The following is a 13,205-nucleotide window of genomic DNA, read 5'->3' on the forward strand; positions in this document are numbered from 1 at the left end:
CGCACCTACCCGGCCGATGAGGCGCGTCCTGGATCGGCTCCCTGAGGGCACCGTGGCCGTCGGTGGTGGCCTAGTCGTCAACGGCCTCACCGCATACACGTTCATCACCCTGGCGTCACGTGACCTTGGTGCCGAGGCGTACTCGCCGGTCGGACTTCTGTGGGCGCTGAGCTTCCTGCTCGGTCCGGGGTTCTTCCAGCCGTTGGAACAGGAGACGGCCCGGGTCATCGCCAGCCATCCCGCAGATCCGCCCCGCCTGGTCGTCGGGCCGGCGGCCATCCTGGGCGGCTCGCTGGCCCTGGGCCTTGTTTTGGTGGCCCTGGTGGCCGCACCCTGGATGGTCGACGGCCTTTTTGCCGGCCACGGGGTGCTTCTGGTCGGCCTCCTGCTGGTGCTGGTCGGTCTGGGAGCGGGCCACCTGGCCCGCGGCATGCTGGCCGGCCTGAACCGATTCGGCGGTTACGCCCGCTACTTCATCGGAGACGGCGTCGGCCGCCTGGCCCTGGTGGGCGTGCTCGGTCTGGTGCTGACCGACGAGGTGGCGATCTACGGCCTGGCTGTCGGCGGTGCGCCGTTCCTGGGGGTGGCCGCCGCGTTGGCAGGTCGACGGTCGGACGGCGCTTCGCGCCCGGACCCGGCTACCGAGGCCGGGCCGGTCCCGGTAGCCGACGGGACCGTCGACCGTCGGGGTGGCCTGGCGGCCCTGGCCCCCGCCATGGGTGCCTTGCTGGTGGCCTCCGTGTCCACGGCCGTCGTGCTCAACGTCAGCCCCCTGGCCGTCGAATTGCTGGCCGGACCGTCCGAAGGCCACGAGGCAGGTCGGTTCCTCAACGCCCTTCTGGTGGCCCGGGTGCCTCTGTTCTTCTTCCAGGCTGTGCAGGCTTCCCTACTGCCCAGGCTCTCGGCGTTGGCCGCCGATCGGAGGTTCGACGAGTTCCGCCACGTGCTGGGTCGACTTCTGGCTCTCGTCGGATTCCTCGGTCTGGCCGCCGTGGTGGCCTGTGGCCTGGTCGGCCACCGGGTCGTAGAGCTGGCTTTCGGAGCCGAGTTCGCCGTCGACCGTCGGGACATGGTCCTGCTGGCCAGTTCCAGCGCCGTGCTGATGGTGGTGCTGTGCCTGGCCCAGGCACTGATCGCCCTCCGTTGGCAGGGCCGGATGGCCCTGGCCTGGTTGGCCGGCCTCCTGGCCTTTCCGATGGTGCTGGCTGTCGGGAGCGACCTGTTCCTCCGGGTGGAGGTGGCATTGCTTGCCACCGTGTCCACCTCGATGGTCGCCATGTCGGTGCTCCTCGGACGACGGTTCCGACTCCTACAATGACCGCCTGACCGGGCGGAACGGGGCGTTCCCACACGTCCAACGACCCGTGTACGGAAGCAACGTGGATCCTCAGCCGACCGACCAGCAGCCTCCAGCCCGCCGACCTGTGTTCTTCTGGGCGGCGAGCTTCCGGTCGATCGTCGTGGTCTCGGCGTTGGTGGGGACCCTGCTGGCCACAGCGTCGCCCGCACCTGCTGACGTGGTGGTCACCGTGGAGGCCGGTGACAGCCTCTCGGAGATCGCCGCCGAGCACGGCACCAGCGTGTCGGCGCTCATGTCGGCCAACGGCATTGTCGACGCCGACCGGCTCTTCATGGGCCAACGACTGGTCATCCCCGGCCCGGGCGCCACCCCGACGACCCTCCCCACCATGGTGGTGGTGGTGCAGCGCGGCGACAGTCTGTCGGGCATCGCTGCGGAGTACGGCGTGACCCTCTCAGCGTTGATCCAGGCCAACAACATCGTCGATCCCGACACGGTGCACGTCGGCCAGGAGCTACTGGTGCCAGGTGCCACCCGGCCGGTGACCCCCACCGGGCCGGTCGTGGTGACCGTCCAACCCGGGGACAGCCTGTCGGCCATTGCCTCGGTGCACGGGGTGTCGGTCTCGGCCCTCATGAACGCCAACGACCTGACCGACCCGGATCGGCTTTCGGTGGGCCAGCAACTGACCATCCCGGGCTCGATGCCGCCGGCCACCACCCTGCCACCGTTGATCGTGACCGTGCGGTCCGGAGACAACCTGTCGGCCATCGCCGCGGCGAACGGGGTGACGGTGTCTGCCCTCATGGAGGCCAACGGAATCACCGATGCGAATCTTCTTTCGATCGGCCAGCAGTTGCGGATACCCGGTCGGTTTGCCCCGCCCATCTACTCGGTGGACTACGGCCCCGTGACCGTCGACGGCCGCGGATGGGGCCACGGCCGCGGAATGGGCCAGTACGGGGCCCTCGGCTACGCGGTGGACGAAGGGTGGGGTCGAGACCAGATCCTCGACCACTACTACGGGGGAACGACACCCACCATCGTCCCCGACGTCGAGATCGGCGTCCGCCTGTTGTCCCACGACAGCGACCCGACGACCGTCTACCTCTCCGACGGCCTGTTGCTGGTCGGCGGGATCCAGGGGCCGTGGACCGTGATCTCGACCCGGGTGGTGCGCCTGGTGCTGGACGGCGACGCCGACCGTTACCGCGTCCTGTCCGGCTCGTCGTGCGGCGGCGACTTCACCGACACCGGGCTGGTCATCCAAAGTCCGGTGGCCCGCATCACTGCGGCCTGGCCGACCGGTTCGGTACACGCCGCCAACGGTGGGATTGCCTCGACGGCCGACGGGGTGGCCTACGAACTGGTCGACACGGCCACCTCGGGCCTCGACCAGACGCTGCAGCTCTGCGAAGGGCCGACATCGGCCACCTGGTACCGGGGCGAGATCCGGGCCGCCCGCTACGGGGCCCGCCAGCGGACCGTGAACTGGGTGGCCATCGAGCAGTACCTCCGGTCGGTGGTGCCCAGCGAGATGCCGTCCGTCTGGTCGGAGATGGGTGGCGGTGCCGGCCAGGCGGCCCTGGAGGTCCAGGCGGTGGCGGCACGGTCGTACGCCTTGGCCGAGGTTCGGTACGGCTACGCCAAGACATGCGACACCATCCGTTGCCAGGTGTATTCGGGGCGTCGGAGCCGACGGGGGTCCGACGGTTGGGACCACGAAACCGCCGCTACCGACGCCGCGGTGGCCTCCACGGCTGGCATGGTTCGCCTGCAGGACGGCGTGGTGTCCCGCACCGAGTTCTCGGCATCCACCGGTGGTCACACCATCACCGCTGATTTCACCGGCGTGCCCGATGCCGGTGACGACGTGTCCATCAACCCCGTGCACCGGTGGACCGACGAGATCGACGTCGAGCGGGTGGGCGACGCCTTCGGGTTGGGTGCGTTGTACGAGATCGAGGTGATCGCCAGGGACGGCTTCGGTGACGACGGCGGTCGGGCCGTCGAGGTGGAACTCCGGGCCCGGGACGGCAACCGCTTCGTGGTGTCGGGCGACCGCTTCCGTCGGGAGTTCGGCCTTCGTTCCAACTGGTTCAGCGTCGGCTACGGGCCGCCCGATGCCGGCACCGCCTTCCCCGACCCGCAGGTGGACGAGTACCGGGTGACCTCGACGTTCACCGCCGAGGACCTGGCCCGGGTCACCGAGGCGGCCGACCATCTCGAGATGACCGTGCCCGAGTTCCAGCGGGCCGGCGTGTGGGTGGTGGCGTTCCTCCTCAGCCTGTCTTCCAGCGAGAGGGACCCGCTCGAGGTGCCCGCCCAGACGGGGACCGAGCGGGTCACCACGGCCTACATGGCTGCCGACGGGGACCAGCAGGCCCTCGAGAAGGTGGCTGCCGAATACTCGCTGGACGGTTCCCAGGCCCAACAGGTGGCCACCACGGTCCTCGTTTTCCTGGTGGGCCTGTCCAAGGCGGCGGGACGCTGATCGAGGCGCCCGGAGGCCCCGTGGGCCTCCCGATACCCTCGTCGCGGTGAAGGGACTGATCCTGGCCGGGGGGAGTGGACGGCGTCTGCGTCCGCTGACCCACACCAGCGCCAAGCAACTGGTCCCCATTGCCAATGTTCCGATCCTGCACTACGTGGTGGCCGACCTGGTGGGGGTGGGGATCACCGACATCGGGATCGTGGTGGGCGACACCGCCGCCGAGGTGATGGCCAGCATCGGTGACGGCAGCAGATGGGGAGCGAAGGTGACCTACATCGCCCAGGATCGGCCCCTTGGCCTCGCCCACGCCGTGGTCGTCGCCGGCCCTTTTCTGGGCGACGAGCCGTTCGCCATGTACCTGGGTGACAACATGTTCGAGGACTCCCTCGACGGGGTGGTCGACGGGTTCGACGGCTGTTCGGCTGCTCGGCTGCTTCTGGCCCGGGTCGACGACCCGTCGGCGTTCGGGGTGGCCGACGTGGCGCCCGACGGGACGATCGTCGGGTTGGCCGAGAAGCCCGAGGAGCCGGCGTCCGACCTGGCCCTGGTCGGCGTGTACCTGTTCGGTCCCCGAATTCACGAGGCGGTGCGGGCCATCGAGCCGTCGGCGCGGGGGGAGTTGGAGATCACCGATGCCATCCAGTGGCTGCTCGACGCCGGCGAAGTGGTGGAGCACCGGGTGTTAGAGGGCTGGTGGATCGACACCGGCAAGAAGGACCCCTTGTTGGAGTGCAACCGCCTGGTGCTGGACCGGCTGGGCGGCGACGGTGTGGTGGTCGACGGCGACGCCGAAGTGGTGGACTCCACTCTGGTGGGTCCGGTGGTGGTGGCTGCCGGTGCCCGGATCAGTGGCAGCACGGTCGGCCCCTACGTGGCCGTGGGCGCCCGCTGCGCCATCGAGGGTTCGACCGTGGAGCACTCGGTGCTCATGGACGGGGCCGTGGTGTCGGACCTCGACCGGCTGACCGGCTCGGTCCTGGGCCGGTCAGCCGAGGTGACGGGGTCTCGCGGCGACCGGGTAGACCTGTCGGTGCTGCTCGGCGACCATTCGGTGGTCGACGCCCGGAGTTCGGAGGGGGGCACCGGTGGCTGAGGTGAGGGCTGTGACAGCCATCGACGGGGTGCTGGTCGTCGACCCGGTGGTCCACGTCGACGACCGGGGCTCATTTGTCGAAACGTGGCGTCAGGAGTGGCTGGGTGACGTGGCACCCATGGTGCAGGGCAACCGGGCCGACCGGGTGGCCGGTTCCCTCGTCGGGTTGCACTACCACCGCCGCCAGGCGGACTACTGGGTGGTGGTCGGGGGGACGGCCCGCGTCGTGCTTCACGACCTGCGGGTCGGATCGCCCACCGACGGCGCCACCGTCGAGATGAACCTCGGGGGCGACGGTCCGGACCGCCATCGTGGCCTGTACATCCCGCCCGGGGTGGCTCACGGGTTCGCGGCGCTCACCGACCTGACCCTCACGTACCTGGTGGACGGCACCTACGACCCGGACGACGAGCTGGGGGTGGCGTGGGACGACCCGGCCGTCGGTGCCGACTGGGTGGTGGCCGACCCGGTGTTGTCGGCGCGCGACCGGGCCAACCCGAACCGGGACGATCTTTCCGACGACCGGCGACCCGTCTACGTGGAGCGCTGAGGTGCGCCTCCTGGTGACCGGGGGCGCCGGATTCATCGGTGCCAACTTCGTCCACCGGGCCGTGGCCCGGGGCGACGAGGTGACGGTCTACGACGCCCTCACCTATGCCGGCAACCCGGCCAATCTGGCGGGCCTGGACGGTCGGTCCGGCTACCGGTTCGTCCACGCCGACGTGTGTGACGCCTCGACCCTGTCGATGGTCATGCCGGGCCACGACGCGGTAGTCCACTTCGCGGCGGAAAGCCACGTGGACCGGTCGCTGGTCGACCCGGACCGGTTCGTCACCACCAACTGCGGCGGCACGGCAACCGTGTGCCGGGTGGCCATGGAGGTCGGCGTCGGGCGGGTGCTCCACGTGTCAACCGACGAGGTGTACGGCTCCATCGGGGAGGGTTCGTTCGTCGAAGGGGATCCGTTGGCCCCCAGTTCGCCGTATTCGGCATCGAAGGCCTCCGCTGACCTGATCGCCCTCTCGTACCACGAGACGTTCGGGCTTCCCGTCGTGGTGACCCGGTCGTCGAACAACTACGGGCGCTTCCAGTTTCCGGAGAAGGTCATCCCGTTGTTCGTGACCCGCCTACTGCGTGGCGGCCGGGTCCCGTTGTACGGCGACGGAGGCAACGTCCGCGACTGGTGTCACGTGGACGACAACTGTGCCGCTCTGGAGCGGGTGCTAACCGATGGCGAGGCCGGCACCGTCTACAACGTGGGGGCGGGCGCCGAGGTCGACAACCTGGACCTGACCCGTCGACTCCTGGACCTATGCGGGGCCGACGAGTCGGCCGTCCAGTACGTGGCCGACCGTCCCGGGCACGACCGCCGCTACTCGGTGGACACCACCCGGATCCGCAGCCTCGGTTGGGCTCCGTCCCGTAGCCTCGACGAGGGCCTGGCCGAGACCGTGGCGTGGTACCGCGACCATCAGGACTGGTGGGAGCCCCTGCTGGGGGATGCCCGGTGACCGTTCTGGTGACCGGCTCCGGTGGTCGCCTTGGGCGAGCCATGGTCGCCGGATTCACCGACCGGGGGTCGGGCGCCGAGCCGGTCGTGGGCCTTGACCGGCCGGCTCTCGACGTGGCCGATCGGCAGGCCGTGCACGCCGCCGTGCGGACCCACCGGCCGACGGTGATCGTGAACTGTGCGGCGTGGACCGACGTCGACGGTTGCGAGGGCGACGCCGACCGGGCCCGACGCATCAACAGCGGGGCGGTGGGCCACCTTCGGGAGGCCGCCGAGACGGTGGGAGCCCACCTGGTCCAGATCTCCACCGACTTCGTGTTCGACGGACGGGCGACCGAGCCCTACCCCGAGGACCACCCGACGGGCCCGTTGAGCATCTACGGGGCGTCCAAACTGGCCGGCGAGTTGGCGGCCGGTCCGGACGCCACCGTGGTACGGACTAGTTGGCTGCAACCCGCTGACGCCTCCGGAATGGTGGAGTACCTCCTGGACGCGTTGGCTGGCGACGGGACGATCCAGATGGGCGACCAGCGCCGGGCCTGCCCGACCTTCGTGGCCGACCTGGTCCCGGTGATCGTCGACCTGGTGGACCAGCGGGTAGCCGGGACGGTGCACGCCACCAACAGTGGCGCAACCACGTGGTTCGAGTTCTCCCAGCACGTGGCCGTGGCCACCGGTCGCGATCCCGACCGGATCGAGGCCCGATCTGACCCGGGGCTGGACGGCACGTCGCCGGCCCCCCGACCTGAGTTCTCGGCGCTGGACAACGGGGTGCTCCGGTCGATGGGCCACCTGGGCCTTCGCCACCACCTCGACGCGGTGGCCGAACTGGTCGCCGGGGCAGGGTTCTGACCGTGCACGTCGACGTCGGCGACACCATTGCCCGCCGGGCCGACCGGACCCTCGATCTGGTGATGATGGCCCTGGCCGTCTGGACGGTGCTCTTCCACCTGGGCCGCCTGACCGGGGTGGGACGCGACGCGACCTTCGGCGCGTGGCTGCTGGTGCTGGTGCTGGCTGCGGTGGGTGCAGCCGCCCGGGCATCCGGGAATCGACCGCATGCCGGACAGGTAGCTGGTCGGGGAGACGGGTGGGCTTTACCCGCCGGACCGGGCTCCGCGGGTCGCCTGTCGCGCTGGCCGTTACTTCCGGGCTTGGCCTCGGCCGGCCTGCTGGCCGTGGTCGACGTGGACGGTCTCTGGTGGCCGGTGGTCTGGTTGGGTCTCCTGGGGGCACTGGGCGTAGCGGTCCGGGCCATACGGGTGGCGGGTCCGACGGCCGCTACGACGGCTCGGGCCGTCCTGTACCGCACGTCGCGAACCGCCGCCCTGTCGGTCCTGCTGCTGGCCGCCCTGGCTGCCCTGCTGTCGTTGACCATGGTCCGGCCCGATCAGGACGACGTGTTCGTAGTCAACCGTTCAGCCTGGGTGGCCGCCCACGACGGGGCCTTTCCAGACCGCGACACCATCTTCAGCGATGATGTGTTGCCCGTTGAGCGACCCGCTGCGTTGGCCACCTCGGTCGAAGCCCTGCTGGGAAGCGCAGCGGCCGCCGGTCGGGTCTCGGCGGTCGGGTTGACCCATCTGGGGTTCGGCCCGCTGGTGGCCGCCCTGGCCGTACTGGCCACCTGGCGGCTTCTACGGGGTCTGGGTTCGAGGTCCGCGGCGGCCGCCACGTGGGCCGGTACCGCCTTTCTGGTGCTGGACGGTGCCGTCCACGGTTCGTTCGGCAACTTCTTCGCCGGCAGGTCCTGGCAGGGCAAGGCGGTCTTCCTGCTGATCGTCGTACCCACCCTCTGGCACCACGGGTCGGCCTACGGGCGCAGTGGGAGACGCCGTCACCTGTGGATGGTGGCCGCCGGCGTGGTGGCCGGCCTCGGACTCACCTCGTCGTCTGTGCTGATCGCCCCGCCGGTCGTGCTGGCCGCGGTCGGGGCCGCCGCCTGGGACAGCGGTGATCTCCGCCGTATCGTCGGGGCGACGGCCGCTGTGACGCCGGCGTTGCTGGCCGGCCTGTACGCCCTGGCCGCCGATCCTCAACGCCTCGGCGACGTCGGCGCGACCTTGGCCTTCCTCGACGTGGGCCGCCTGCTTGACAGCGGGACCGAGCCGGTGGCCGTGCTGCGAATGGTGTTCGGCGACGGCCTTCCGGCGTTCTTGGCCCTCGGGGCAGCGTTGACCGCCTGGGCTGTGGTGGGCCCCCGGAGTTCACGTCTGGTGCTGCTGGCCGGGCCGGTGGTGGTCTTCGGGGCCTTTCTGGCCCCCGGGGTACTTGACGTGCTTGATGCCGCCGGCGAAGCCGACGCCGTGGCCTGGAGGACCCTCTGGGTGTTGCCGTTACCGGCCATGGTGGGCCTGGTTCTGACCGCGGTACGTCCCGGCGTGAGGGCCGCCCCGGCCATGGTTCCGGCGGTACTGCTGGCCGCCCTGCTGGTCGTCGGTACGCCGATCACCAGTGGGGACAACCGGGGCACAGAGTTGGTGTGGCCGCCGGTAGTCGACCTGCCGCGCCCCGAGGTGGAGAGTGCCCGCACCCTTCGTTCCCTGGCGCCGTTTGGCGGGACGGTGGCCGGTCCGGAGGACGTGGACTTCGCGGTGGCCGTACTGGGCGTAGACGTGCGGGCCGTCAATCCCCGGTCGTCGTACCTGCAGGGGCGTCACGCGGGAGCCGACTTTCATGCCATGGATCGCCTGACCTTGTCGCACGCCCTGTCGCATGGCCATGCCGAGTGGGGGGCCGACGCCGTAGCCCAGGCCGTTGAGGTGTTGTCACCGGACGCGATCTGCCTCACGTCGGGAGGCGGCGACGAGGTGGCCGACGTATTGCTCGTTGCCGGGTACGTCAGGGTGGCCGAGGACCCCGTCTGCCGGTTCTACGTGCGCTGATCGACAGCCGGTCGGGGCCGCTCAGCGCAGGCGTCGGACCAGGTCGGCCAGGCGTCCACCGCCGGGGAGCCGCTTGAGGGCGGCGAGGCGTCGACCCAGAGGGGATCGTCCACCGCTGCCCACTGTCGGGTTGGCCACGCTGCGGCGGCCCACCGCCCGGAGCTGGGCGACATGGGTGGCCAGGTCGCCGCCCATGGCCTCAACTCTCAGGGACGCCTCGGCCAAGTGCAGGTGGTCCACGGTGGCGTTCGGAGGGCCGTCGGGCAGCAGGGCACACAGTTTGTCGGCCAGTCGGTCCACGGTGGTCGACGTAGGCCAGGGATGGCGGGTCCCGCCGGCCACCAGGGTGGCAGCCAGCTTCCAGCAGGTTCGGACAGCCACCAGATGGCGGTCCACGCCACCCGTTGCCTCCCATTCGTCGTCCACGAAACGCAACTCGTCCGGTCGGTCGACCGGGCCCACCAGGTTGTCCAGGCCCAGGTCCAGGTGGTCGCCGGGCAGCACGGTCCGGCTACCGGCCGACAGGAACGGATGGGCTTCGGTGTCCGACACCGTTCGGTGCACCGCACCCTGGTCGGCCACTGCCGACCAGGCGGCCAGCACGACCCGCACCCCGGTCAGGTCTCCGGCACGGATCCGGTCCAGGGCCACCTGCTCGAGGTTGGGTCCCGGTGTGTAGTCGTCGGTTGCCCCTCCCGGCGAACGCAGGACCAGCCAGCGGTCGTCCCCAGTGGCTGCGCCGACCAAGTGGGTGGCCCGGCGGTCGATGCGCCGGACACCGTCATCGGTGAGGCGCCGGACACGCAGGTGGGCACGCCGTCGGTCGCCGGTGAACCGCCAGGCCAGGGCGTCGCCGTCGGAGCGGCGGTCCAGTGCAGTGTCGTCGGTGGCCGCCACCACCAGGAACGAGTTGGCCATGTCGGCTCCGTGACCGGCTCCGATGACCTGCCGGTGGATGGCCCGCTCATCGGCCGACACCCGCCCGCCCATGCGACTGCGGTCGATGGGGGGACCGACCAACTGGTCGACGAGGTCGACGGCGTCGGGCTGGTCGTAGCACCGGTCGGTCAACACGGTGGTGGGCAACTTGTAGTCGGGGAACGGCTGGTACCAGCGTTGGGCGGTCAGGCCGGCGGCCGTCAGGTGCCCGGCCAGTTCGGGGCGTGAGAAGGTGCGCACGGTGGCCGTGGCGCCGGTTGCGGCCACCGGTGGGTAGCCCTCCAGGCCGACGAACGGCAGTCCGAGGTGGTCCTCGTCGGCCTGCAACCAGTAGGCGAGGCCGAACCGGTTCTCGATGGCCACCACCAGGGCGCCGCCGGGGCGCACCAGAGCGGCCAGGTGGGCCAGGAAACGGTCGGGTTCGTGGCCTGCGTACTCCAGCACCCCGACGCACAGCACGAGGTCGAAGCCGTCGTCGTCAACGACGTCGGTGGCCGCACAGTGGCGGACCTCGACGTCCAGGTCCTCGCACCGCAGCGCGGCGGCCTCGGCCCGTAGTCCGTCGCCCTCGACGGCCACCACGCTGGCTCCCTGCTCGGCCGCCCACCGGCTATTCACTCCGCTGCCCGCTCCAACGTCCAGGATCCGGACCCCGGTTCCGACGCGCAACGGCTGCAGGAGGTTGGTGCGGGCCCGACCGAAGTGGTAGCGGGTCGGCCAGTCGTCGATGTGGGCGGCCAGTTCGTCAGACGCGCTGGATCGATCCGTGGCGTCGCGGAGCACAGCGGTGATCCGGTCCTCGGCGCCATCTCGCCAGCACCGGTCGCTCACGAGCCGTCCGATCCGGGGTCATCTGATCGGGGGCCCGTCGCTTGGGCGTCCACCGATCGGGCCGACCAGGTGCCACCGAGGGCCACCAGGCCGTTCTGGTGGTCGCCACCGCTGGGTTCCACCTCGAAGCGAATCAGGTGGGTGTGGCGCTCGAACACCTTGCGCATCGACGCATCGTGGAGGGCGACCGACAGTTCGTAGGTGCCGGGTTGCACGGCCAGGGCGTCTATGGCGTAGTCCACCTCGACGGTGCCGGCACCGTTGCCTCCAGGGGCCTCTTCGGGAACGAGCCCGCGGGCCTCCGCGCCAGAGTTGATGCTGGCCACGTGGGTTCCGTCGGACCGGTACAACCCGAGGGCCACCGTCAGCGGTTCGTCGGCCCGCCCGGCGTCCACCCGGACCCGGAATCGCACCGGGTGGCCCGATCCGACCCGGTCCATCCGATGCCCGTTGGGGTCGACCAGGTCGACGGCCCGGACCAGGTCGTCGTCGCCCAGCCCTCCGAACCGGCGTTGAATGCCAGGTGTCGGGGTGCCAGGTGTCGGGGTGCCCGGTGCCGGCTCGTTGGCGCCGTCCAGGAAACTGTTGATGACCTCGGGTGACGGACCGACGGTCTGCAGGGCACCGTTCTGGATCCATGCCGTGCGCTCGCACAGCCAGCTGACCATGTCCAGGTCGTGGCTGACCAACACGATGGTGCGGCCCTCGGCCTTCAGCTGGGCGAACCGGTCCAGGCAGCGCCGCTGGAACGAGTGGTCGCCCACGGCAAGCACCTCGTCGACCAGCAGGATCTCCGGTTCCACGTGGATGGCCACCGAGAATCCCAGGCGGACGTACATCCCCGACGAGTAGTTGCGTACCGGCTCGTCGATGAAGCGGTCCAGCTCGGCGAAGCCCACGATGTCGTCGAAGCGCCGACGGATGTCCCTTGACGTGAAGCCCAGGATGGCGCCGTTCAGGTACACATTTTCGCGGCCCGTCAACTCCGGGTGAAAGCCGGCGCCTAGTTCCAGGAGGGCCGACAGGCGACCGTCGACGGTCGCCGTGCCCTCGTCGGGGCGGAGGATCCCGGCCAGCACCTTCAGCAGGGTGCTCTTGCCTGAGCCGTTGCCGCCAATGATCCCGAAGGTCGAACCATGGGGGATCTCCAGGTCCAGGTCACGCAGGGCCCAGAACTCCTCGTAGCGGGTGCGGTGGCCGGCCAGCATGGTGGCCTTGAGGGTCCAGTTCCGGTCGTGGGTGAGGCGGAACCGCTTGCCTAGACCCTCGAGGTGCACCGCCGTGCCGGTGGGTGGCGCCATGCTCACACCTCCTCGGCCATGCGGGGCTCGAGCCGGTTGAACACACGGAACCCGGCTACCAGCACGATGGCTGTGGCGGCCACGATGGCCAGCCACCGTTCGGCTGACGGGAACCTCAGGTCGTAGAGAACGTTCCGGTAGGCCTTGGCCCACGACACCATCGGGTTCAACTGGTAGAGGGTCCGGTAGCCGACGCCCAGGAACTCCCGGTCAGCCGGGACCATGTTGAGCGGGTAGAGGATGGGTGTCAGGAACATCCACGGGGCCAGCGCCACACCGAGGAAGTGCTGGACGTCACGGAAGTACACGTTTGCTGCGCTGATCATGAGCGCCAGCCCGATGGTGAACAGCAGTTGCAGGGCCATGAGGAGCACCAGCACCGGGATCCACTGGAAGGCCACGTGGCCCTGGAGGACGGCGATGAGAACCAGCAGCACCGTCATTTCGACCAGCAGGGTCAAGAAGCGGGCCAAGACCGACGAGGTGGGGAGCACCCAGCGTGGGAAGTAGATCTTGGTGACCAGCGGGGCGTTGGCCGTGATGGCCCGGGTGGCCTCGGTCAGGCTGGTCACGTGGAACTGCCATGGCAACAGGGTGACGAGCAGGAACACGGCGTAGGAGTGGAGGCCGCTGGGGTCGCCGATCGACGGTTCGATGCGCAGGAACACGGAGAAGACGGCCGAGTAGACGACCACCGCGACCACCGGGTTGAGTACCGACCACGTCCAGCCCAACGCCGAACGCTTGTACTTGGACCGGAGGTCCCGCAAGGTGAGGTTGACCAGGAGGTCCACCGGGAGGAGCGCGTGGAGGTCGCGGCGCGACCGCGGTAGCCGGGGGAGGGGCACCGAC

Annotated in this window: 10 protein-coding genes; 7 read left to right on the forward strand and 3 right to left on the reverse strand. The window is 70.1% G+C overall.

What is annotated here, in order from left to right:
• The first annotated feature begins 16 nt into the window (after positions 1-16).
• The 7 genes from QF777_00940 to QF777_00970 all read left to right on the forward strand — a co-directional run bounded on the left by QF777_00940 (position 17) and on the right by QF777_00970 (position 9,282).
• Positions 17-1,318 carry a hypothetical protein gene (locus QF777_00940; protein MDP6910115.1) on the forward strand — a complete coding sequence of 434 codons (1,302 nt, stop codon included), beginning with the start codon at positions 17-19 and terminating at the stop codon, positions 1,316-1,318.
• 61 nt (positions 1,319-1,379) lie between these two features.
• Positions 1,380-3,794 carry a LysM peptidoglycan-binding domain-containing protein gene (locus QF777_00945; GenBank protein ID MDP6910116.1) on the forward strand — a complete coding sequence of 805 codons (2,415 nt, stop codon included), beginning with the start codon at positions 1,380-1,382 and terminating at the stop codon, positions 3,792-3,794.
• Between the two features lie 46 nt (positions 3,795-3,840).
• On the forward strand, positions 3,841-4,887 hold the full coding sequence (locus tag QF777_00950) for a glucose-1-phosphate thymidylyltransferase (protein ID MDP6910117.1): 1,047 nt from the start codon (positions 3,841-3,843) through the stop codon (positions 4,885-4,887).
• Complete coding sequence (locus QF777_00955; GenBank protein MDP6910118.1) at positions 4,880-5,437, forward strand: dTDP-4-dehydrorhamnose 3,5-epimerase family protein; 558 nt, start codon at positions 4,880-4,882, stop codon at positions 5,435-5,437. Before QF777_00950 ends, QF777_00955 begins: the two co-directional genes overlap by 8 nt.
• A gap of 13 nt (positions 5,438-5,450) precedes the next feature.
• Positions 5,451-6,398 (forward strand): dTDP-glucose 4,6-dehydratase, encoded by a 948-nt coding sequence (gene rfbB, locus QF777_00960; GenBank protein MDP6910119.1) that lies wholly within the window; start codon positions 5,451-5,453, stop codon positions 6,396-6,398.
• A complete protein-coding gene (locus tag QF777_00965) occupies positions 6,395-7,249 on the forward strand; it encodes a sugar nucleotide-binding protein (GenBank protein MDP6910120.1) in 855 nt (284 codons plus the stop codon). The genes rfbB and QF777_00965 overlap by 4 nt, the downstream gene beginning before the upstream one ends.
• A gap of 2 nt (positions 7,250-7,251) precedes the next feature.
• Positions 7,252-9,282, forward strand: a complete 2,031-nt coding sequence (locus tag QF777_00970; GenBank protein ID MDP6910121.1) for a DUF6077 domain-containing protein — start codon at positions 7,252-7,254, stop codon at positions 9,280-9,282.
• A 21-nt stretch (positions 9,283-9,303) separates the two neighbouring features.
• On the opposite strand, the gene QF777_00975 is transcribed toward QF777_00970, so the two are convergent.
• From QF777_00975 to QF777_00985, 3 genes are read right to left on the reverse strand one after another with little or no spacing between them, the layout of a single operon-like run.
• Positions 9,304-11,052, reverse strand: a complete 1,749-nt coding sequence (locus tag QF777_00975; GenBank protein MDP6910122.1) for a methyltransferase domain-containing protein — start codon at positions 11,050-11,052, stop codon at positions 9,304-9,306.
• Positions 11,049-12,353 carry an ABC transporter ATP-binding protein gene (locus QF777_00980; protein ID MDP6910123.1) on the reverse strand — a complete coding sequence of 435 codons (1,305 nt, stop codon included), beginning with the start codon at positions 12,351-12,353 and terminating at the stop codon, positions 11,049-11,051. The genes QF777_00975 and QF777_00980 overlap by 4 nt, the downstream gene beginning before the upstream one ends.
• A gap of 2 nt (positions 12,354-12,355) precedes the next feature.
• Entirely contained in the window at positions 12,356-13,201 is an 846-nt protein-coding gene (locus QF777_00985; protein MDP6910124.1) for an ABC transporter permease, read from the reverse strand.
• Positions 13,202-13,205 lie beyond the last annotated feature (4 nt).

The organism is Acidimicrobiales bacterium, assembly GCA_030747595.1.
Classification (GTDB): Bacteria; Actinomycetota; Acidimicrobiia; order Acidimicrobiales; family MedAcidi-G1; genus UBA9410.